Origin of the sequence: Jannaschia halovivens (genome assembly GCF_046452375.1) — a bacterium.
Lineage (GTDB): Bacteria > Pseudomonadota > Alphaproteobacteria > Rhodobacterales > Rhodobacteraceae > Jannaschia > Jannaschia halovivens.
Map to the genome: position 1 here is coordinate 278,704 of NZ_JBKFDJ010000002.1, position 21,337 is coordinate 300,040.

Below are 21,337 nucleotides of genomic sequence, written 5' to 3' on the forward strand. Positions count from 1 at the left end.
AACGCGGCCCGCTCCGCGATACGGAACCTGACCGACCCCGAGAGGCCCACGCCATGCGCGTCCTGACGACCCTCCTGACCTTGCTGACCCTGTTGATCGCGGCCCCCGCGACGGCGCAGGACGGCCCGCTGCGGATCACGATCACCGACGGCGTGATCGAACCCCTGCCGGTCGCGATCCCGACCTTCGTGGCGCGCAACGCCGCCGCCGCGGACCTGTCTCAGGATATCACCCGCGTGATCGCCGCCGACCTCGTGAACACCGGCCTCTTCCGCGAGATTCCGCAGGACGCCCATATCTCCCGCATCGGCAATTTCGACAGCCCCGTACAATGGTCCGACTGGAAGGCCGTGAACGCGCAGGCGCTGATCACCGGGTCCGTGCTGGTCGAGGGCGATGGCCGGATCGTCGTGCAGTTCCGGCTCTTCGACATCTTCTCCGAGGCGCCGCTGGGCGACGGTCTGCAATTCGTCGGGACCGTCGATGGCTGGCGCCGGATGGCGCACAAGGTCGCCGATGCCGCCTATTCGCGGATCACGGGCGAAGGCCCCTATTTCGACAGCCGCGTGGTCTTCGTTTCCGAGACCGGGCCCAAGGATGCCCGCCAGAAGCGGATCGCGGTGATGGATTACGACGGCGCGAATGTCAGCTACCTGACCTCGTCCGACGCGATCGTGCTGGCGCCGCGCTTCTCGCCCGACGGCTCGCGCATCATCTATACCGGCTACGAGAGCGGCTTCCCCCGCGTGACCGTGATCGATGTGGCCAGCCTTCAGCGCCAGACGATCGGCGGCGTCGACCAGAACATGAGCTTCGCACCCCGCTTCTCGCCCGATGGCAGCCGCGTCGTCTACTCGGCCGAAGTGGCGGGCAACACCGATCTCTATGCGCTCGACCTGGCGACCGGGGCGCAGACGCGCCTGACGACCGCGCCGTCGATCGAGACCGCGCCGAGCTTCTCGCCCGATGGCAGCCGCGTCGTCTTCGAGAGCGACCGCTCCGGCGCGCCGCAGCTCTACGTCATGCCGTCCTCGGGCGGCGAGGGCACGCGGATCAGTTTCGGCGAGGGCCGCTATGGCACGCCCGTCTGGTCCCCCAAGGGCGACTACATCGCCTTCACCAAGCAGAATGCGGGCCGCTTCCATATCGGCGTGATGCGCGAGGACGGCAGCGAGGAGCGCCTGCTGACCGGCGCGTTCCTCGACGAGGGCCCGACCTGGGCGCCCAATGGCAGGGTTGTGATGTTCACCCGCGAGACGGCGGGTGCGGCGGGCGCCCCGGCGCTCTATACCGTGGACATCACGGGACGAAATCTTCAACGCGCCGCGACACCCGCGGCCGCCTCGGACCCCTCGTGGGGCCCGCTCCTGAACTAGAGGACAGGACCTATGAGAACGATTGCACTGATCCTTGTGGCCGGGCTTGCCCTGACGGGCTGCGCCAACCGGCTCGGCGGCGCGGGCGATGGCGCGGTGGACCTGAACGCGGGTGCGGGCGGCGTCGTCGCCGGCAGCGCGAACGACCCCAGCTCGGTCGCGTATTTCCAGCAGACCGTCGGCGACCGCGTCCTCTTCGCCGTCGACCAGTCGACCATCACGCCCGAGGGACGCGCCACGCTGGCCGCACAGGCCCAGTGGCTGAACGCCAACCCGGCCTATACCGCGCTGATCGAAGGCCATGCCGACGAGCAGGGCACGCGGGAATACAACCTGGCACTCGGCGGGCGTCGTGCCAACGCGGCCCGCGACTACCTCGTGAGCCAGGGCGTCTCGGCCACCCGGATGCGCACCATCAGCTACGGCAAGGAGCGTCCGCTCCAGGTCTGCTCGACCGAGGCCTGCTACAGCCAGAACCGCCGCGCGGTGACCGTGCTCGCCGCGGGGGCGGGCGTCTGATGCGGCTGGCGCTGGCGCTGGCACTCGGGCTGGTCGCGCCCGCCTGGGCGCAGGAGGGCGATACGCTGGCCGATATCCGGCAGCAGCTGAGCGTCTTGAACGTCGAGCTGCAACAGCTCACGCGCGAGCTCTCGACGACCGGAGCCGCGGCGCTCGGCATCGAAGGCAGCACGTTTCCCGACCGGGTCATCAGCCTCGAGACGCAGCTTCAGGAGCTGACGGCCCGGACCGAACGGCTGTCCTTCCGGGTCGAAAGCGTCGCACGCGACGGCGGCAACCGGATCGAGGATCTGCGGTTCCAGCTCTGCGAACTGACGACCGATTGCGATCTGGGCGCCCTGCCCGCGCCCGGCCCCCTGGGCGGCGAGGCGGAAGGCGCCGCCGGGGCCGCGCCCGCGCCGGCCCCCGCGCCCGGGACCGGCGGCGCGGAGCTGGCCGTGGGAGAACGGGCCGATTTCGACGCCGCGCGCGCGGCCCTCGATGCCGGGCGCAACGCCGAGGCCGCGACCGCGTTCGAGCGTTTCGTGGCCGCCTACCCGACCGGCCCGCTGTCAGCGGATGCGCAATTCCTGCGAGGCGAGGCGTTGTCCCGCGACGGCCAGTCCGCCGCCGCGGCCCGCGCCTATCTCGAAGCCTTTTCGGGCACACCCGAAGGCCCGCGCGCGCCCGAGGCGCTGCTTGGGCTGGGTCGTTCGCTGGGCCAACTCGGTCAGCGCGACGAGGCGTGCCTGACGCTGGCCGAAGTGCCGCTGCGCTTCCCGCAGGCCCCGGCCGCCGCACAGGCGCAATCGGCACGGGTCGAACTCGGCTGCCAGTGAGGTCCGCGCCATGGCGCATGACGCGATCGCGGCGCTGACCGCCGCGATCGCGCGCGCCGTCCCGGACGGCCCGCTCGGGGTCGCGGTTTCGGGCGGCAGCGACAGCACTGCGCTTCTGATCGCCGCGCGCGCCCTCGAGGGCCGGACGGTCCATGCCTTCACTGTCGATCACGGCCTGAGACCGGAGGCTCCGGCCGAGGCCGCCCGCGTCGCGGCGCTCGCTGCCCGCCTCGGATGTATGCATCGCACGTTGACGCTGAGTATCGCACCGGGTGCCGGGCTTCAGGCCCGCGCCCGCGCCGCGCGCTATGCCGCGCTAGGCCGGGGCGCGCGCGAGGCCGGGGTGGACGATGTCCTCCTTGGTCACACGCAGGACGATGTGGCCGAGACCCTGGTCCTCCGGATGCGGCGCGGCGCGGGGATCGACGGGCTGGCCCGAATGGCCGCGCGGCGCGAGATGGAGGGCGTGACCTGGCATCGCCCCGCGCTCGGGCTGACCCGCGCCGCCCTGCGGGATGCGTTGACCGCGAGGGGCGAAGACTGGATCGACGATCCGTCCAATGCAGACCCGACCTTCGACCGCGTGGAGGTACGGCGCGCGATCGCGGCGCTGGGCCTCGACCGGGCGACGCTCGCGGGCTCCGCATCCGCGCTGGACGAAGCGCGTGCGAGCCTCGTGACCCATGCCCGCGCCATTGCGCGCTACCATGTCCGCGAGGATCGCGGCGACCTCCTGATCGACGGGATGGACACGCTCCGCGCCGCCCATGCGAGCGACCCGGACCCGCTGCCCCGCCTCCTCTTGGCCGGGCTGCACTGGATCGGCGGCGGCTACGGGCCGCGCCGCGACGCGCGGTTGCGGCTTCTGGACCACGCACTCGGCGGCACGACCTGTACCCTCGGGGGCTGCGTGTTGACCCACGCGCGCGACACGCTCCGCCTGTCACGCGAACCTGCGGCTGCGGCGCCGCCCGGCCCGACGGACCGGACATGGGACGGCCGCTGGACCCTCACCGGCCCCCACGCACCGGACCTGACCGTGGGCGCGCTCGGGGTCGACGTGGCGCAGACCGACTGGCGCGCGACGGGCCTGCCCCGCGCTTCGCTGATGGCTTCGCCCGCGGTGCGGCGCGGGGGCGACCTGATCGCCGCCCCGTTGGCCGGCCGGGCCGCCGGATGGACGGCGAAACCGCGCGCCCCGTTCCTCGCGTCGCTGATCTTGCGTTGAACCCACCGGCCCAATGCTTAGATTAGCCCCAACGCGACGCTGTCGCCCGCAATCCCTGATCGGAGGATCTCCCCTTGGGAAACGCCCGTAACATCGCCTTCTGGGTCGTGCTGTTCGTGCTCGTCATGGCGCTCTTCCAGCTCTTCTCGGGCGGCAACTCCGCCATGTCCGCGCGCGAGGTGCCGTATTCGGACTTCGTCAACCAGGTCGAGGGCGGCTCCGTCTCCTCGGTCACGCTGGACGGCGAGCGGATCATCTTCGCGGGGGCCGGCGGGGGCGAGCAGTTCACCATCAAGCCCGCCGATGTCGACGTCACAGAGACCCTCCTGAGCAACGATGTCCGCATCGTCGCCGAAAGCCAGGAGACGAGCGGCTTCATGTCCGCGCTGGGCCTCTGGCTCCCGTTCCTCGTGCTGATCGGCATCTGGATCTTCTTCATGAACCGGATGCAGGGCGGCGGCAAAGGCGGGGCGATGGGCTTCGGCAAGTCGAAGGCCAAGCTTCTGACCGAAAAGCACGGACGCGTCACCTTCGACGACGTGGCGGGCATCGACGAGGCCAAGGAAGACCTCGAGGAGATCGTTGAGTTCCTGCGCAACCCGCAGAAGTTCTCGCGCTTGGGCGGCAAGATCCCCAAGGGCGCGCTGCTGGTCGGCCCTCCGGGCACCGGCAAGACGCTGCTGGCGCGCGCGGTCGCGGGCGAGGCGGGCGTACCGTTCTTCACCATCTCGGGCTCGGACTTCGTCGAGATGTTCGTCGGCGTGGGCGCAAGCCGCGTCCGCGACATGTTCGAGCAGGCCAAAAAGAACGCCCCCTGCATCGTCTTCATCGACGAGATCGACGCCGTGGGCCGGTCCCGCGGCGTGGGCTACGGCGGCGGCAACGACGAACGCGAGCAGACGTTGAACCAGCTTCTGGTCGAGATGGACGGCTTCGAGGCGAACGAGGGCATCATCATCGTCGCCGCCACCAACCGCCCTGACGTGCTGGACCCCGCGCTCCTACGCCCCGGTCGCTTCGACCGCCAGGTCCAGGTGCCGAACCCCGACATCAAGGGCCGCGAGAAGATCCTCGGCGTCCATTCCCGGAAGACGCCGCTGGGCGCCGACGTGGACCTGCGCATCATCGCGCGCGGCACGCCGGGCTTCTCGGGCGCCGACCTTGCCAACCTCGTGAACGAGGCCGCTCTGATGGCCGCGCGCATCGGGCGCCGCGTCGTCACGATGGAGGATTTCGAGCAGGCCAAGGACAAGGTCATGATGGGCGCCGAGCGTCGGTCCATGGTCATGACCGAGGACGAGAAGAAGCTGACCGCCTACCACGAGGCCGGTCACGCCGTCGTCGGTCTGAACGTCCCGCAGCACGACCCGATCCACAAGGCGACGATCATCCCGCGCGGCCGCGCGCTGGGCCTCGTCCTCTCGCTGCCGGAGCGGGACCAGCTGTCGGTCAGCTGGACGAAATACACCTCGAAGATCGCCATGGCGATGGGCGGTCGCGTCGCCGAGGAGCTGATCTTCGGCAAGGAGAACGTCACATCCGGGGCGGCCTCCGACATCCAGCAGGTGACCAAGATCGCCCGCGCGATGGTGACGCAGTTCGGCTATTCCGACGAGCTGGGCATGGTCGATTACGCCAATGAGCAGCAGTCCTACCTGGGCAGCTACCAAGGCGGCGGCAGCGTCTCGCCCGAGACGCAGGCCAAGATCGACGAGAAGGTGAAGGAGCTGGTACAGACGGGCTACGACACCGCCAAGCGCATCCTGACCGAGAAGGCCGACGATTTGGAACGGCTGGCCCAGGGCCTCTTGGAATACGAGACGCTGACCGGGCCCGAGATCATGAAGGTGATCAATGGCGAGGCGCTGACCCGCGGCGACGATCAGGATGACCTGCCCTCGGGCGGCTCGGGCATCACCGCAATCCCCAAGACCAAGCCAAAGCCCAAGAGCCCGGACATCGCGCCCGAGCCTGAACCGAGCGCCTGACGGCGCGTGGTCGGACCACCCGGCGCATCGAGACAGAAGAAGGCTCCGGTGCGATCCGGGGCCTTTTTTCGTCGCGGCCCTCCGGCTATCCCGGTGGCGCATGACCCGGAGGTTCCCGATGCCCGCACTGGCCCCGACCGACATCTACGGCACCGTGACCTGGCTGGGGACCGTGTCAGATCGGGACGCCGCGCTGGCCTCGACCCCGCGCGAGACGCTGCGCCTGACCTTCGCGGGGCCGGAAGAGGAGGCGCATGCCGGGCTGACCCGCCCTTCGTGCAGCCGCGTGACACAGCAGCATCCCAAGGGCACCGAAATCCGCAACGTACGCCAGCTCTGCGTGATGTCCGAAGACGAACTGGCCGAGATCGCGGCGAAGATCGGAGTCGCGCGGTTCGACCCCGCATGGGCCGGGGCGACGCTGGTGCTGCGCGGCATCCCCGACTTCACGCACCTGCCGCCCTCCGCCCGTCTTCAAGCCGAGGATGGCGCGACGATCGTCGTGGATATGGAGAATAGGCCCTGCCACCTGCCCGCGCCCGTGATCGACGCGACGGCGCCGGGCCATGGGAAGGCGTTCAAGGCCGCGGCGAAGGGGAAGCGCGGCGTGACGGCTTGGGTCGAGCGCGAGGGCGTTCTTCGGTGCGGCGAACAGCTGCGCCTGCATCTGCCGGATCAACGGGCCTGGGCTGGCGCCTGAACGCCAGACGCGACGGCGCCCCGCGGGATGCCTGAGATCTCACGGGGCGCGCGCCTTCATGCGCACGCATGTGCGCCGGGGGGCCGGGCCGGAGACGGTCGTCGTCCCTGTGTGGCCCGGTTGAGTTATACCGGGGTCAGCCGAGGGCGAGGCCCGCGACCATGGCGAGCGCGAGGCCCGAGATGAAACCGGCGTGGATGAAGAGGCTGGTGCTGGTCATTCGTTTGTCTTTCCGGGGACATAGCGGCCCCTGAGATGTGTTCATGTGTCTGGCGGGCTAACGCGCGACGAATCGGTCGGTTCCCACGAAAATCGCGTCACACGGCAGCGTGATCCCGGCGCGGGTCGGAAACGCGGGGTGACGATCGGCGACGCCCCGCTCCCCGCCGCGACGCCCGGACCGACCGGAATGTCGCATTTCGGCTGTGGCGCGGGCGCCGCCCCGCTTAGGCGTAGGCGCAGGCACCACCGCGCGCGAAAAGGACCACCGCCATGCCGCTGACCGATATCGAGATCGCCCGCGCGGCGAAGAAGAAGCCAATTCAGGAGATCGGCGCCGGGATCGGCATCGGCACCGACGACCTGCTGCCCTATGGCCACGACAAGGCGAAGGTCAGTCAGGGCTTCATCGACGGTGTGAAGGATCGCCCGAACGGCAAGCTGATCCTCGTGACGGCGATCAACCCGACGCCCGCGGGCGAGGGCAAGACGACGACGACCGTCGGCCTCGGCGACGGGCTGAACGCCATCGGCAAGAAGGCGATGATCTGCATCCGCGAGGCCTCGCTCGGGCCGAATTTCGGGATGAAGGGCGGGGCCGCCGGCGGCGGCTACGCGCAGATCGTCCCGATGGAGGAGATGAACCTCCACTTCACGGGCGATTTCCACGCGATCACCAGCGCCCACTCGCTTCTGTCTGCGATGATCGACAACCACATCTATTGGGGCAACGAGCTGGAGATCGACGTGCGCCGCGTCGTCTGGCGGCGGGTCGTCGACATGAACGACCGCGCGCTGCGCCAGATCACGGCCTCGCTCGGCGGCGTGTCGAACGGCTTCCCGCGCGAGGCGGGCTTCGACATCACGGTCGCCTCCGAAGTGATGGCCTGCCTCTGCCTCGCCACCGACCTCGCGGACCTCGAGCGGCGGCTCGGCGATATGATCGTGGCCTATCGCCGCGACCGCACGCCGGTCTTCTGCCGCGACATCAAGGCCGATGGCGCCATGACGGTCCTTTTGAAGGACGCGATGCAGCCGAACCTGGTCCAGACGCTCGAGAACAACCCCGCCTTCGTCCATGGTGGCCCCTTCGCCAATATCGCCCATGGCTGCAACTCGGTCATCGCGACGACGACCGCGCTGAAGCTGGCCGATTACGTGGTGACCGAGGCGGGTTTCGGCGCCGATCTTGGCGCCGAGAAGTTCATGAACATCAAGTGCCGCAAGGCGGGGCTCGCCCCCGATTGCGTCGTGCTGGTTGCGACGGTGCGCGCGATGAAGATGAATGGCGGCGTGGCCAAGGCCGATCTGGGCGCCGAGAACGTCGAGGCGGTCGAGGCGGGCTGCGCCAATCTCGGCCGCCATATCGGCAACGTCAAAAGCTTCGGCGTGCCCGTCGTGGTCGCGATCAACCACTTCACCGGCGACACCGAGGCCGAGGTGCAGGCCGTCCGCGACTATGTCGCAACGCAAGGCTCCGAGGCGATCATCTCGAAGCACTGGGCCGACGGCTCGGCCGGGTCCGAGGCGCTGGCCCGCCGCGTGGCCGAGATCGCCGATGCGGGCACAGCGAATTTCGCCCCGCTCTACGGCGACGAGATGCCGCTTTTCCAGAAGATCGAGACCATCGCCAAGCGCATCTACCACGCCGACGAGGTGCTGGCCGACAAGAAGATCCGCGACCAGTTGAAGGCCTGGGAAGACCAAGGCTACGGCCACCTGCCGGTCTGCATGGCGAAGACGCAGTACTCCTTCTCGACCGACCCCGAGCTGCGCGGTGCGCCGACGGGCCATTCGGTGCCCGTCCGCGAGGTGCGGCTTTCGGCGGGGGCGGGCTTCGTCGTCGTCATCTGCGGCGAGATCATGACCATGCCCGGCCTGCCTCGCGTGCCCTCGGCCGAGAACATCCGGCTGAACGAGGCGGGCGAGGTCGAGGGGCTGTTCTGAGCGCCGCCGGGCGGTTGCGCCGGCCGGGGGCCGTCGCGCAAAAGGGCGGCGACGGGGGCATCGAGCCCCCGCCGCCGCCGGGCCTCCGGCGGAGGTATTTCGGGCCAGAGGAAGAGAGGCGCGCGCGCGCCCGGGGAGCGACGCCATGACGGCAGAGATCATCGACGGGAAGGCTTTCGCGGCCAGCATTCGCGGCCGCGTCGCCGAGGAGGTCGCGCGGCTGAAGGCCGCGGGCGTGACGCCGGGCCTTGCGGTCGTGCTGGTGGGTGAGGACCCCGCGAGCGCGGTCTATGTGCGCAACAAGGGCAAGCAGACCGTCGAGGCGGGTATGCATTCCGAAGAACACCGGATGGACGCGGACACCTCGCAGGACGCGCTGATGGCGAAGGTGGCGGCGCTGAACGCCGACCCCGCGATCCACGGCATCCTCGTGCAGCTGCCCTTGCCCGGTCACCTCGATTCCGAGGCCGTGCTGAACGCGATCGACCCTGCCAAGGACGTCGACGGCTTCCACATCTCGAATGTCGGCCTTCTGGGCACCGGGCAGAAGGCGATGGTTCCCTGCACGCCGCTCGGGTGCCTGATGATGCTGCGCGACCATTTGGGCTCGCTCTCGGGGCTCGACGCCGTGGTGATCGGGCGCTCGAACATCGTCGGCAAGCCGATGGCGCAGCTTCTGCTGGGCGAGAGCTGCACCGTCACCATCGCCCATAGCCGCACGAAGGAGATCGAAGCCGTCTGTCGCCGCGCCGATATCGTGGTCGCGGCTGTGGGCCGGCCCCGGATGGTGACCGGCGACTGGATCAAGCCGGGGGCCACGGTGATCGACGTCGGGATCAACCGGATCGACGCGCCGGAGCGCGGCGCGGGCAAGACCCGGCTGGTCGGAGACTGCGACTTCGACAGCTGCGCCGCCGTGGCCGGGGCGATCACGCCGGTGCCGGGCGGCGTCGGGCCGATGACCATCGCCTGCCTGCTGGCCAACACGGTGACGGCCGCGTGCCGCGCGAACGGTCTGGCCGAGCCCGAGGGCCTGACCGCCTAGGCGTCGAGGAAGACCCGCACCGCCGCCTCGAACTCGCGCGGCTTCTCGGCATGGAGCCAGTGATGCGCGCCGGGGATTTTCGCGACGCGTGCCTCGGGAAAGAGAGCGCGGATCGGGTCGCGATGTTCGGTGCGGACGTAGTCGCTTTCGCCGCCCGACAGGAACAGCGCGGGCCCGTCGCTGTGCCGGGTCATCTCCGGAAAGCCGATGATCTTCGGCATCTCGGCATCGAGCGCGTCCAGGTTCAGCGTCCAGCGCCCCTCTGCCGCGTCCAGCGATTGCAACAGGAAGGCCCGCGTGCCGTCGTCGGGCACGTCGGCCAGTTGCGCGGCCGCGTCCGAGCGGCGGTCGACCCTCGACAGATCGACCGCCCGCATCGCGGCGATCAGGTGGGATTGCGTGTGGCCATAGGTCACCGGGGCGATATCGGCCACGACCAGCCGCCGCACCGCCTCCGGCGCCGTCAGCGCGAGGACCATCGCCGCCTTGCCGCCCATCGAATGCCCGAGCACGTCATGGGGCCGGTCGCCGATCACCTCGGCCAGGTCGCCCGCCAGCGCGGCGTAGGAATGCTCGTCCGACCAAGGCGATGCGCCGTGGTTGCGCATGTCGACGGCGACGACCTCGCGATCCGACGACAATCGCTTGGCCACGACGCCCCAATTCCGCGCCGACCCGAAGAGGCCATGCGCGATCAGGAGCGGGGTGCGGTCGGTCGGGCTGCCGTGGCGGATCGTGTTGAGCATGGAAACGGAGTATCGCTGCCCTGCCCCGATTGCCAGCCGCCCCGCCCCGCGCCTAGGCTCCGGGCCATGCATGACGCGACGCTGACCCGCATCGAACGGACCGAGGCCCTTCTGGCCGAGCGGTTGCACCTGCGTGGGCGGCTGGCCGACAAGCTGGCCTCGGCCCGCGGACGCCTGCCCCGGGCCGCGCTGGCGCAGGGGCGGGAACTGGTGGACGCGAAGGCCCGGCTGGCAAACCCGGCCACGGCGCGCGATCTCGACCCTCGGCGGATCGAGGCGACCTGCGCGATGCTCGACCGCCATCTCGCCGCGATCCCCGAGGGCAAGTTCCGCCGCCGCGACCGTTCGGCGCTGATCGGTCTGGCGGCGATCCGTGTGTTGATCGTGATCGTCCTCTTCGCGGTGATCCTGTCGTGGCGCGGCCTGATCTAGACCCCCGTCCAGGTCTCAATCTAGGCGTTGTGCGGGCCGGGCATCGGCGCTAGGCCGCTGACATGTCGGAGCCTCTGCATATCCTGCGCCCTTCGGCCCCGCGCCGCGTCCTCGGGCTTGTGGTGCAGGTGCTTCTCGGACTCCTGCTGCTCTATATCGCGATGGCCTTTCCGCCCGCCGAGCTGATCTGGCGGGTCGTCCTGCTGGGGCTGGGGATCGCGGCGCTGGTGCTGGCGCAGTCCGGCTGGCGCGGGTCGAGCATCGGGATCGTGCTGGACGAGGACGGGCTGCGGCAGGAAGACGGACGCCCCATCGCGCCGCTCGACAACATCGCGTCGGTGGACCGCGCGCTCTTCAGCTTCAAGCCGTCCAACGGCTTTCTCGTGCGGCTGCGCGAACCGATGGGCCGCGCCTGGGTGCCCGGCATGTGGTGGCGGATCGGGCGCCGCGTCGGCATCGGCGGCGTGACCGGGGGCGCCGAGACGAAAATCGTCGCCGACGCACTGTCGTTCATGGTGGCCGAGCGGGACGCGCGCGCAGGCTAGCCGTCCGCGACGCCCGCTTCGGCGAAGGTCGCCATGCCCGAATGGCAGGCGAGCGCGCCGCGCAGCACCTGGATCGCCAGCGCCGCCCCCGACCCCTCGCCCAGCCGTAGCCCCAGCGACAGGAGCGGCGTCATCCCGAGCGCCTCCAGCATCCGCGCATGGGCACCTTCGGCCGAAAGATGGCCGGCGACGCAATGATCCAGCGCATCCTCGGCCTCGGCCCCGAGGCAGAGCGCCGCGGCACCGCAGATGAACCCGTCGAGGATGACCGGGATCCGCGCGGCCCGCGCGCCCGCGATCGCGCCCGCCATCGCGGCCAGCTCGCGCCCGCCCAGCGCCGCCAGCACCTCGAGACCGGTGCGCCCGGAATTGGCGTCCAGCGCGCGGGTGACCGCATCCTCCTTGCGGGCAAGCCCGGCATCGTCGACCCCCGTGCCCCGACCCGCCCAGCCCGTCCCGCCGAGCAGGGCGGCGGCGATGGCGGCGGCCGCGGTCGTGTTGCCGATGCCCATCTCGCCCGTCACGACGAGATCGGCCTCGGGGTCCACGGCCGTCCAGCCGGTCGCGAAGGCGCCCGCCATCTCGGCCTCGGACATGGCGGGGCCTTGGGTGAAATCGGCGGTCGGGCGGTCGAGGTCGAGCGCGTGGACATCCATCCGCGCCCCTGCCAGATCGGCGAGCTGGTTGATGGCGGCACCGCCCGCGCGGAAATTGGCGACCATCTGGACCGTGACCTCGGGCGGGAAGGCGCTGACCCCCTGGGCCGCGACGCCGTGATTGCCCGCGAAGACGAGGATCTGGGGGCGTTCCAGCCTCGGCCGCGCGTCGCCCCGCCAGCCGGCATACCAGAGCGCCAAGTCCTCAAGCCGCCCCAGCGCACCCGGCGGCTTGGTCAGCTGGCCGTTGCGCTCGGCGGCCCCGACGCGGGCGGCGCGGTCGGGGGCGGGTGCTGCGGCAAGGGCATCGCGGATGGCGGCGAAGGAGGAGAGGTCGGTCATGGGGGCTCCGGTCTGGGTCTCGGCCCCGTCTTTACCGGGCGCCGCACCGCGGCTATGCCCAGAGCCGCCCCCCCGCCGTCAAGGTGCGACATGTCCGTGAAATCCGACCTGACCTCGGCGGCGATGCTGCTGACCCGGCTGCCCGTGCGCGGCACGCCGACCGATCCCGCGGCCCACGCCGCCTGGGCCTGGCCGCTGGCGGGCCTCGCGGTCGGGCTTCTCGCGGGCGGGGCTGGATGGATCCTCGGCACGCTGGGCTTCACGCCGGGCCTTGCGGCGGCGGTGACGCTTGTGGTGGCGGTCGTGGTGACGGGCGCGCTCCACGAAGACGGGCTGGCCGATCTGGCCGACGGGTTCTGGGGTGGCTTCACGCCCGAGCGGCGGCTGGTGATCATGCGCGACAGCCGGATCGGGACCTATGGCGTGATCGCGCTGGTCCTATCTCTTCTCCTGCGGTGGCTCCTTCTGGCCGAGGCGGCGGCGGAGGGTGCGCTCTTCGCCGTGACGGTCGCGGCGGCCGTGGCCAGCCGCGCGCCCATGGCGGCGCTGATGCGGTGGCTGCCGCCGGCGCGGACGGACGGGCTCTCGAAAGGCGCGGGCGTCCCCCAGGCGCGCGCGGTCTGGATCGGGTTGGCCATTGCTGCCGCCGCCCTCCTCCTTCACGGGCCCGCCACGGCCCTTCTCGCGGCGGTACTGGCGGGCGTGGCGGCGTTTGGTCTCGCCCGGCTGGCGCGCGCCAAGATCGGTGGCCAGACGGGGGACATGCTCGGGGCCGCGCAACAACTCTCCGAGATCGCCATTCTCGCCGCGCTGACCGCGCGCTAGGGTCGCGGCATGACGCTCTGGTCCCGCATCCTCGAAGCCCTGTCGCGGCTCGCGCCCGGCGAACGCCTGTCAAGCCTTTTCGACTACCTGCGCGCGCCGCCCGAACGCTCGGTCGCCTTCACGATCGCCGTGATCGCGCTCGGCGCCAAGATGGCCAAGGCCGACGGCACGGTGACGCGGTCCGAGGTCGCGGCCTTCCGCGAGGTCTTCACCATCCCGCCCGACGAGGAGGAGAACGCCGCCCGCGTCTTCGACCTCGCCCGCACCGATGTCGCGGGGTTCGAGGAATACGCCGCCCGCATCGCCGCCATGTTCGAGGACGATGCCGAGACCTTGCGCGATCTTCTGGAGGGGCTGTTCCACATCGCGCTGGCCGATGGCGACTATCACCCGGCCGAGGATGATTTCCTGCACCGGGTCGCGCGCATCTTCCGGCTCGACGACCGCGCCTTCCGCTCGGTCAAGGCGCAGTTCGTCGTCGACGCGGCCCCCGATTGTTACGACGTGCTCGGGGTGACGCCCGACATGGGTATGGACGAGATCCGCGACCGATGGCGCCAACTCGTGCGCGATACCCATCCCGACCGGATGATCGCCCGTGGCCTGCCCGAGGAGGCCGTGAAGCTGGCCGAGAAGCGCCTCGTGGCCATCAACCGCGCCTGGGAGAACATCCAGGCAGGAACCGCGTGAAGCTGGCCACCTGGAACGTCGAGTGGTTCGACCGGCTGTTCCGCGACGACGGCACGCTCGACGCGACGGGCGAGCGGTCGGCGCGATACCAGGTCAGCAAGGCCCGGCAACTTGAGGCGATCGCGACGGTGCTGCGGAGCGTCGATGCGGATGCGATCCTCGTGATCGAAGCCCCCGACGCATCGCTTAGACGATCCGCGCGCGTGGCACTGGAGGAATTCGCGGGCTGGGCGGGCCTGCGCACCCGGTCCGCCATTCTCGGCTTCGAGAACGACACCCGGCAGGAGATCGCGCTCCTCTACGATCCGGGCCAGGTCATGGCGCGCCACGATCCCGGCGAATCCGACGACGCGCCCCGCTTCGACCGCGTCTTCGGCTTCGATCTCGATCAGGACCTGCGCGCCGACAAGCTGGTCTGGTCGAAGCCGCCGCTGGAGCTGGCGCTCGACACCGCCGCGGGCCCCCTCCATCTGATCGGCGTCCACGCCAAGTCGAAGGGGACGCGCGGCACCGATGGGGCCGAGGCACTCAAGATCAGCATCCTCAACCGCCGCAAGCAGCTCGCGCAATGCATCTGGCTGCGCCGCCGCGTCGATCAGCGCTTGGTCGAAGGCGCGCGGCTGATCGTGGCGGGCGATTTCAACGACGGGCCGGGCCTCGACCGGTTCGAGGCGCTGTTCGGCCGCTCGGGCGTCGAAATCGTTCTCGGCGACGGGAACGCCGCGCTCCACGACCCCCATGCTCAACCGGCGCGGCTGGGCGCCGCGATCCCGACCACCGCGCGCTTCTGGGACAACGCCAACAAGCGCTATCTCAACGCGCTTCTGGATTTCGCGATGGTGTCGCCGGACCTCGTGCCCGGTGCGACGTGGCGCATCCTGCACCCCTATGACGACCCCGATGCGGTCGCGGACCCAGTGCTGCAACGCGCATTGCTCGACGCGTCGGACCACTTCCCGGTGATCCTCGACCTGCCCGACCGGCCCGCGGCGCCTTGACCAACCTCGCGTCCCGCCCCAGCTTTTATGCCATGACCCGTCTCGTGGCCCTTCCGATGATCGCGCTTCTGGCGCTGCCCGCCGCCGCGCAGGAGGCCGAGCCGCCTTCGCTGATGGAGCGGGGCCTGCGGCTCTTTATGGACGGCCTGATGGAGGAGATGGAGCCCGCGCTGCGCGATCTCGAAGGGCTGGCGCGGAATGCGGCGCCGCTGCTGGAGGACCTGCAGGAGCAGCTGGGCGAGAGCCTGTCGGAGCTCGACGCCTACCATCCGCCCGAATTCCTGCCCAACGGCGACATCGTGATCCGGCGGAAGACGCCTCTCGATCCCGATTTGCCGCCCCCCGACCTCAATCCCGACGGCTCGATCGACCTCTGACACCGCGCGCCGTCAGGGCGCGCGCCGCTCCAGCACCTGCTGCACCAGCCCCGCCAGCAAGAGGTACCCCGTCGCCGCCGCGAAGACCCAACCGCTCCAGTAGCCCAGCCCAAACTCTCCCCAAGCCGCCGTCAGCGCCAGCAGCATCCAGAGCACCGTCACCGCCAGCGTCAGGGGACGCCACCGGGCCGTGCGTACCGGATGCACGAAGCGCAGGGGCAGGAACATCGCCGCCGCCAGAAGGCTCGACGCGATCAGGGTCAGCCACGGGTTCGGTTGCAGGACGAAGACCACCAGCGCCACCATGTTCCAGCAGCCCGGAAAGCCCTCGAAGCTGGCATCTGCGGTCTTCATCTGCGCATCCGCGAAATAGAGCGCGCTGGCGAAGGGCACGACGATCAGGATGCCCCAGCCCGCCCATCCGGGCACCAACCCGCTGGCATAGAGGGCGTAGACCGGGATGAAGACGTAGGTGAGGTAGTCGATGATCAGGTCGAGCAGCACGCCGTCGAACCGCGCCGCGTGCAGCGTGACCTCGTATTTGCGCGCCAGCGGCCCGTCGATCCCGTCCACGATCAGCGCGGCCAGCAGCCACAGGAACATCCAGGACCACGCCGTCTCGACCGCCGCCAGAAGGGCGAACATCGCGAAGACCGCGCCCGTGGCGGTCAACAGGTGAACGGAAAGGGCGCGGGTTCGGGGCCACATGGCACCGGGTGTGCCCGCTGCCGCCGCGCCTGTCGAGGGTGGCGCGTGAACCCTTCGTTAACCGATCACCCCGATACCCTGTCTCGTCGCGGCATCACCGGGGCGGGGGTGGCACCCCGCTCCGTGCAGACCACGACCCCGGGGTCCCGCAGCGGTGACGCGCGCGGGGCGGGGTCGGGCCCGATCCCGGCCGTGCCCGAACGGGTGCGGCACCCCGGAGCCGTGCGCCTGTCACGAGAGGCCCCGGTCTCCATCTTTCGCATGAGACGAACCACCGGTCCTACCGCCGACCGCCCACCGGAATGATGTCCCCGACGGGCGGCGAAGGCCGTGGCGCGCGCGGTCAGTTCGAGGCGGCGCGGACTTCCTCGAGCGGGTAGCCCATCGAGTCGCTCGCGTCGAAATTGACGTGGCAATCATGGCAGAAGGACTGGCTAACCCGCAGCGTCTGACCCGTCGGCTGGACGCCGGAATAACGCCAGTTGTCGGTGTCGGGCGCATCGTCGACCTTGGTCATGATCAGAAGCGGCGCCCGGCGCGCGTTGCCGTTGTCGCGCACGCCGATCATTTCCTTGGCGAGAACCGATCCGACCGGCATCTCGAACTCGCCTTCCGCGAACTGAAGGTACTGCTCGGCGGCGATTTCGTTGACGAAGGTGTTGAGGAAGCGCTCGCCATGAACGCCCGCCACCGCGGGCCGGATCGAGGCCTGCGTCCAGTCGCGGTAGGCCATCGCCACCTCGTCGCCGCCCGACTGGTAGCCCTCGATCATCCAGGCCGACATGCAGTCATACATCGCGTCGATCGCGGCGGCGTCCATGTCGTAGCGATCCGCCGGCAGCGGGCAGGTTTCCTCGGCGAAGGCGGGGGCGGCCAGCAGGGCGGCGGCAAGGGTCAGGGGGGCGAGACGGGTCATTGGGTCCTCCGGATTGGCGACACCCCCGTTCAAGCACCCCCGAGCGCTCACGGTCACCTGACGTTTGCGTGTAGGCCCCTGGCGAATTGACTTCGCGTGACCTTCGGGCCAAGCCGGACGCTTACGCCGGACCAGAAGGATGACGGAGATGATCGACCCCGTTCTGCCCACCTATAACCGCGCCCCGCTGAGCTTCGTCTCGGGCGAAGGCTCGTGGCTGGTGGAAAAGGACGGGCGACGTTTTCTCGATCTCGGGGCGGGCATCGCGGTCAATGCGCTGGGTCACGCGCATCCCGGCCTGACCAAGGCGCTGACCGATCAGGCGGGCGCGCTCTGGCACACGTCGAACCTCTACCACATCCCCCAGCAGGAGACGCTGGCCGAGAAGCTCGTCGAGGCGACCTTCGCCGATACATGCTTCTTCACCAATTCGGGCACCGAGGCCTGCGAACTGGCCGTCAAGATGGCCCGCAAGTACTGGTCGAGCCAAGGCTCCGACCGGCATGTGATCCTCGCCTTCACCGGCTCGTTCCATGGCCGCAGCGCCGCGGGCATCGCCGCCGCCGGCTCCGAGAAGATGACGGCGGGGTTCGGCCCGCTGCTGCCCGGCTTCCGCCACCTGCCCTTCGGCGATCACGACGCGCTCCGCGCCGCGATGGCCGAGCCGGACGTAGCCGCCGTCATCCTCGAGCCCGTCCAGGGCGAGGGCGGCATCGTCCCCGTCCCCGACCAGTGCCTCAAGGGCCTGCGCGACGCCTGCGACGAGACCGGCGCGCTGATGATCCTCGACGAGGTGCAATGCGGCATGGGCCGGACCGGCCGCCTCTTCGCGCATGAATGGGCGGGCGTGACGCCCGACATGATGATGGTCGCCAAGGGCATCGGCGGCGGCTTCCCGCTGGGCGCGCTCCTGGCCACGGAGAATGCCGCGCGGGGTATGACGGCGGGCACCCACGGCTCGACCTATGGCGGCAACCCCCTGGCCTGCGCGGTCGGCAACGCGGTGATGGACACGGTCGCCGACGAGGATTTCCTGGCCGAGGTCCGGCGCAAGGCCGGCACCTTCCGACAGGCGCTAGAAGGGCTCGTCGCCTCCCATCCCGAGGTGTTCGAGGCGGTGCGCGGGTCGGGCCTGATGCTGGGGCTGAAATGCCGCGTCCCGGCCGGGGACGTCGTTCAGGCCGCCTATGGGCAGGAGACCTGCATCGTGCCCGCCGCCGACAACGTCGTGCGCCTGCTGCCGCCGCTCAACATCACCGACGACGACCTGCGCGAGGCCGCGGTCCGTCTCGATCGCGCGGCCGCGAGCCTCGTCCCGGCCTGACCCTCTCCGTTTCTCAGACATCCTCGGGCGGGCCGGGGGGCAGACGGCCCCCCGGCCTCCCCGCAGGGAGACCCAGATGAACAACTTCCTCGACATCCACACAACCGATCCCGCCGCGCTGCGCGCGATCCTGTCCTCTGCGGGCGAGATGAAGGCCGCGCGCGGCGACCGTCCCAAGGGCACGCCCGACGACGCGCGCCCGCTCGACGGCCATGTCGTCGCGCTGATCTTCGAGAAGCCTTCGACCCGCACCCGCGTCAGCTTCGACGTCGGCGTCCGCCAGATGGGGGGCACCTCGCTCGTCCTCTCGGGCGCCGAGATGCAGCTCGGCCATGGCGAGACCATCGCCGACACGGCCCGCGTCCTGTCGCGCTATGTCGATCTCATCATGATCCGCACCTTCGGCGAGGACATCCTCCACGAAATGGCCGAGCACGCGACCGTCCCCGTCATCAACGGCCTGACCGACAGCTCGCATCCCTGCCAGATCATGGCGGACGTTATGACCTTCGAGGAGCATCGCGGCCCCATCTCGGGCAAGCGCGTGGCCTGGATGGGCGACGGCAACAACGTCGCCCAGAGCTTCCTGCACGCCGCGGCCAGCTTCGGGTTCGACTTCACCTTCTCGGGGCCCGCCCAGCTCGATCCGCCCGATGCGCTGATGGGCGGCATCCGCCGCGCGGGCCGCGACATGCGGGTCGAACGCGATCCGGCCCGCGCCGTGGCCGATGCCGACCTGATCGTCACCGACACCTGGGTCTCGATGGGCGATGCCGAAAGCTCGCGCCAGCGGCGCCACAATCTCCTGAGGCCCTACCAAGTGAACGAACGCCTGCTGGACGCTGCGCCGGACGAGGCCCTCGTGATGCACTGCTTGCCGGCGCATCGCGGCGAAGAGATCACGGACGCGGTGCTCGACGGTCCCCGCTCGGTCGTGTTCGACGAGGCCGAGAACCGTCTCCACGCGCAGAAGGCGATCATGCGCTGGTGCCTCGGGGTCTGACGGCTCAGGCCGAAAGGACCAGCCAGCCGAGATAGGCCGCATAGCCGAGGAGAAGGGCCGCCCCAAGCGGCCGCCCGATCCGCCCGACGGTCAGCACGGCCACCATCAGCACCGCCGTCGCGCCCAGCATCACCCAGATGTCGAAGCCCGCGATGACTGAAGGCACCTCGAGCGGATGGACGAGCGCCGTTACCCCGAGGATGCCCAGGATGTTGAAGAGGTTGCTGCCGACGATGTTGCCGAAGGCCAGCGCCGATTGCCCGCGCCGCGCTGCGAGGACGGAGGTGATGAGTTCCGGCATCGAGGTGCCGATCGCCACCACGGTCAGGCCGATCACCGCTTCGGACACGCCGAGGTCGGCAGCCACCGTCACGGCACCGCTGACGAGCGAACGCGCACCGACCAGGAGCGCGACGAGGCCGCCCACGACGCAGAGAAGCGCCGTCGCCATGCTCGGGCGGGCGGCCAGCGGGTCCGCCGGATCGGCCGCGCCCGTCCGGATCGTGTGGACGATGTAGACCGCAAGGCCGGCGAGGAAGACCAGACCCGCCCCACGCCCCAGCGTGCCCGTGAGGACGGCGGCGAGGCAGAGGAGCGTCGCTAGCGCGAGCACCGTGCCGTCGCGGCGGAATTCGCCCCGCGCGACGATGACGGGCCGGATCGCGGCGGCCGCGCCGAGGATAAGAAGGATGTTGGCGATATTGCTCCCGACGACGTTGCCGACCGCGATGCCCGGCGCGCCCACGAGCGCCGCCTGAACCGAGGCCAGGAGCTCGGGCATCGACGTGCCGAAGCCGACGAGCGTGATGCCGATGACGACCGGCGAGAGACGGAGGCGTTCGGCGATCGCAACCGCGCCGCGCACGAGGAATTCGCCACCGATCAGGAGACCGGCGAAGCCAAGTGCGATGAGAAGGATGGACAAGGTGGGATCCGAAAGCCGGGCGGACGGGGCGACGACCCGACCGGCCATTGGGCGTCGATCCGGATGTGGGATGACGCCGGCCCGGCCACAAGGGCCGCGCCGGCCGCGGGCGTCAGGATTTCAGCCGATAGCCCGTGCGGAACATCCACCAGCCGAGTGCCGCCACCGCGAGCGTGGCCGTCGCGACCACGGCGAGGCCCAGCCAAGGCGAGCTGTCCGACACGCCCAGCACCGCGTGGCGCAGCCCGTCGATCAGGTAGAAGACCGGGTTCGCGTGGCTCAACGCCTGCATCACGGGGGGCAGCGTCTCGAGCGAATAGAACGTGCCCGACAGGAAGCTCAGCGGCGTGACGATGAAGTTCGTGATCGCCGCGATCTGGTCGAACTTGTTGGCGAAAATCCCGGCCACGATCCCGAGCGATCCGAGAAACGCGCCGCCGAGGATGACCCAGACCAGCGCCATTACCGGGTTCTGCACCCCGAGGCCGATGAACGGGAACAGCACCAACATGATCGCGGCGGCCACGACGACGCCCCGCAGGATCCCCCCCGCGAGATAACCCGCGACGAGTTCGGCCGCCGACAGGGGCGGCATCAGCGTGTCGACGATGTTGCCCTGCACCTTCGAGATGACGATCGACGAGGACACGTTGGCGAAGGAGTTCTGGATTACGGTCATCATTAGGATGCCGGGCGCGAGGAAATGCAGGAAGCTGACGCCCATCACCTCGCCCCGGCGGGTGCCGACTGCCAGCGTGAAGATCAGAAGAAACAGCCCCGCCGTGACCAGCGGCGCCAGCAGCGTCTGTGTCCAGACCGCAAGGAAGCGGCGCGTCTCGCGTTCGGCCAATGTGCGCAGGCCCAGCCAGTTGACCCGCCCGAACCGCCGCACGCCCTGAGTGCCGGGATCGGGGCGGTCCTGTTGCAAGGCGGTGTCGGTCATGGTGGCCTCCGGGGGGACGTAGGGGCGGGCGTCCTTGTGGCGCGGACGGGCCGTGCATACAATAGGA

22 protein-coding genes are annotated in these 21,337 nt (G+C 70.1%); 16 read left to right on the forward strand and 6 right to left on the reverse strand.

The annotated features are described in order from the left end of the window. The first annotated feature begins 53 nt into the window (after nt 1-53). The 8 genes from tolB to folD all read left to right on the forward strand — a co-directional run bounded on the left by tolB (nt 54) and on the right by folD (nt 9,840). Nucleotides 54-1,376, forward strand: a complete 1,323-nt coding sequence (gene tolB / locus ACK8OR_RS14795; protein WP_410190170.1) for a Tol-Pal system beta propeller repeat protein TolB — start codon at nt 54-56, stop codon at nt 1,374-1,376. Between the two features lie 12 nt (nt 1,377-1,388). After that, nucleotides 1,389-1,895: a peptidoglycan-associated lipoprotein Pal gene (gene pal, locus ACK8OR_RS14800; RefSeq protein WP_298430047.1), complete on the forward strand. Its 507-nt coding sequence runs from the start codon at nt 1,389-1,391 to the stop codon at nt 1,893-1,895. After that, nucleotides 1,895-2,713, forward strand: coding sequence for a tol-pal system protein YbgF (ybgF, locus tag ACK8OR_RS14805; protein WP_410190171.1), 819 nt, complete (start codon nt 1,895-1,897; stop codon nt 2,711-2,713). Before pal ends, ybgF begins: the two co-directional genes overlap by 1 nt. Before the next feature lie 10 nt (nt 2,714-2,723). Next, nucleotides 2,724-3,941 carry a tRNA lysidine(34) synthetase TilS gene (gene tilS / locus ACK8OR_RS14810; RefSeq protein WP_410190172.1) on the forward strand — a complete coding sequence of 406 codons (1,218 nt, stop codon included), beginning with the start codon at nt 2,724-2,726 and terminating at the stop codon, nt 3,939-3,941. Nucleotides 3,942-4,015: 74 nt separating this feature from the next. Next, the gene (gene ftsH / locus ACK8OR_RS14815; RefSeq protein ID WP_410190173.1) at nt 4,016-5,929 is read left to right on the forward strand and encodes an ATP-dependent zinc metalloprotease FtsH; all 1,914 of its coding nucleotides are present in this window, start codon (nt 4,016-4,018) and stop codon (nt 5,927-5,929) included. Nucleotides 5,930-6,047: 118 nt separating this feature from the next. Next, entirely contained in the window at nt 6,048-6,629 is a 582-nt protein-coding gene (locus ACK8OR_RS14820; RefSeq protein ID WP_410190174.1) for an MOSC domain-containing protein, read from the forward strand. Nucleotides 6,630-7,121: 492 nt separating this feature from the next. Beyond that, on the forward strand, nt 7,122-8,795 hold the full coding sequence (locus tag ACK8OR_RS14825; protein WP_410190175.1) for a formate--tetrahydrofolate ligase: 1,674 nt from the start codon (nt 7,122-7,124) through the stop codon (nt 8,793-8,795). A gap of 145 nt (nt 8,796-8,940) precedes the next feature. Next, complete coding sequence (gene folD, locus ACK8OR_RS14830) at nt 8,941-9,840, forward strand: bifunctional methylenetetrahydrofolate dehydrogenase/methenyltetrahydrofolate cyclohydrolase FolD (protein WP_410190176.1); 900 nt, start codon at nt 8,941-8,943, stop codon at nt 9,838-9,840. On the opposite strand, the gene ACK8OR_RS14835 is transcribed toward folD, so the two are convergent. Beyond that, on the reverse strand, nt 9,837-10,586 hold the full coding sequence (locus tag ACK8OR_RS14835; RefSeq protein WP_410190177.1) for an alpha/beta fold hydrolase: 750 nt from the start codon (nt 10,584-10,586) through the stop codon (nt 9,837-9,839). The two genes, folD and ACK8OR_RS14835, sit on opposite strands and share 4 nt — an antisense overlap. Before the next feature lie 66 nt (nt 10,587-10,652). Between ACK8OR_RS14835 and ACK8OR_RS14840 the strand changes: the two genes are divergently transcribed. Together ACK8OR_RS14840 and ACK8OR_RS14845 are read left to right on the forward strand one after the other, a co-directional pair. After that, nucleotides 10,653-11,018: a hypothetical protein gene (locus tag ACK8OR_RS14840; protein WP_410190178.1), complete on the forward strand. Its 366-nt coding sequence runs from the start codon at nt 10,653-10,655 to the stop codon at nt 11,016-11,018. A 62-nt stretch (nt 11,019-11,080) separates the two neighbouring features. Further along, nucleotides 11,081-11,563, forward strand: coding sequence for a hypothetical protein (locus ACK8OR_RS14845; RefSeq protein ID WP_410190179.1), 483 nt, complete (start codon nt 11,081-11,083; stop codon nt 11,561-11,563). On the opposite strand, the gene cobT is transcribed toward ACK8OR_RS14845, so the two are convergent. Next, complete coding sequence (gene cobT, locus ACK8OR_RS14850) at nt 11,560-12,561, reverse strand: nicotinate-nucleotide--dimethylbenzimidazole phosphoribosyltransferase (protein ID WP_410190180.1); 1,002 nt, start codon at nt 12,559-12,561, stop codon at nt 11,560-11,562. The two genes, ACK8OR_RS14845 and cobT, sit on opposite strands and share 4 nt — an antisense overlap. A gap of 90 nt (nt 12,562-12,651) precedes the next feature. Between cobT and cobS the strand changes: the two genes are divergently transcribed. Genes cobS through ACK8OR_RS14870 form a run of 4 tightly spaced genes read left to right on the forward strand, consistent with a single transcriptional unit; the run spans nt 12,652 to nt 15,451 of the window. After that, a complete protein-coding gene (gene cobS, locus ACK8OR_RS14855; protein WP_410190181.1) occupies nt 12,652-13,386 on the forward strand; it encodes an adenosylcobinamide-GDP ribazoletransferase in 735 nt (244 codons plus the stop codon). Nucleotides 13,387-13,395: 9 nt separating this feature from the next. Further along, nucleotides 13,396-14,076, forward strand: a complete 681-nt coding sequence (locus tag ACK8OR_RS14860) for a TerB family tellurite resistance protein (protein WP_410190182.1) — start codon at nt 13,396-13,398, stop codon at nt 14,074-14,076. Next, entirely contained in the window at nt 14,073-15,074 is a 1,002-nt protein-coding gene (locus ACK8OR_RS14865) for an endonuclease/exonuclease/phosphatase family protein (protein ID WP_410190183.1), read from the forward strand. The genes ACK8OR_RS14860 and ACK8OR_RS14865 overlap by 4 nt, the downstream gene beginning before the upstream one ends. 32 nt (nt 15,075-15,106) lie before the next feature. Next, nucleotides 15,107-15,451 carry a hypothetical protein gene (locus ACK8OR_RS14870; RefSeq protein WP_410190184.1) on the forward strand — a complete coding sequence of 115 codons (345 nt, stop codon included), beginning with the start codon at nt 15,107-15,109 and terminating at the stop codon, nt 15,449-15,451. A gap of 12 nt (nt 15,452-15,463) precedes the next feature. Here the strand turns inward: ACK8OR_RS14870 and ACK8OR_RS14875 are convergent, their stop codons facing one another. Next, nucleotides 15,464-16,159, reverse strand: a complete 696-nt coding sequence (locus tag ACK8OR_RS14875) for a CDP-alcohol phosphatidyltransferase family protein (RefSeq protein ID WP_410190185.1) — start codon at nt 16,157-16,159, stop codon at nt 15,464-15,466. Nucleotides 16,160-16,502: 343 nt separating this feature from the next. Next, nucleotides 16,503-17,075, reverse strand: coding sequence for a cytochrome P460 family protein (locus ACK8OR_RS14880; RefSeq protein WP_410190186.1), 573 nt, complete (start codon nt 17,073-17,075; stop codon nt 16,503-16,505). Nucleotides 17,076-17,223: 148 nt separating this feature from the next. Here ACK8OR_RS14880 and ACK8OR_RS14885 point away from each other — a divergent pair, with 148 nt between their 5' ends. Together ACK8OR_RS14885 and argF are read left to right on the forward strand one after the other, a co-directional pair. Continuing rightward, nucleotides 17,224-18,399, forward strand: a complete 1,176-nt coding sequence (locus tag ACK8OR_RS14885; protein WP_410190187.1) for an aspartate aminotransferase family protein — start codon at nt 17,224-17,226, stop codon at nt 18,397-18,399. A 76-nt stretch (nt 18,400-18,475) separates the two neighbouring features. Beyond that, nucleotides 18,476-19,402, forward strand: a complete 927-nt coding sequence (gene argF / locus ACK8OR_RS14890; protein WP_410190188.1) for an ornithine carbamoyltransferase — start codon at nt 18,476-18,478, stop codon at nt 19,400-19,402. Nucleotides 19,403-19,406: 4 nt separating this feature from the next. Here argF and ACK8OR_RS14895 read toward each other — a convergent pair whose 3' ends face one another. Then, the gene (locus ACK8OR_RS14895; protein WP_410190189.1) at nt 19,407-20,327 is read right to left on the reverse strand and encodes a calcium/sodium antiporter; all 921 of its coding nucleotides are present in this window, start codon (nt 20,325-20,327) and stop codon (nt 19,407-19,409) included. Between the two features lie 112 nt (nt 20,328-20,439). Then, a complete protein-coding gene (locus ACK8OR_RS14900) occupies nt 20,440-21,270 on the reverse strand; it encodes an ABC transporter permease (RefSeq protein WP_410190190.1) in 831 nt (276 codons plus the stop codon). Between the last annotated feature and the right edge of the window lie 67 nt (nt 21,271-21,337).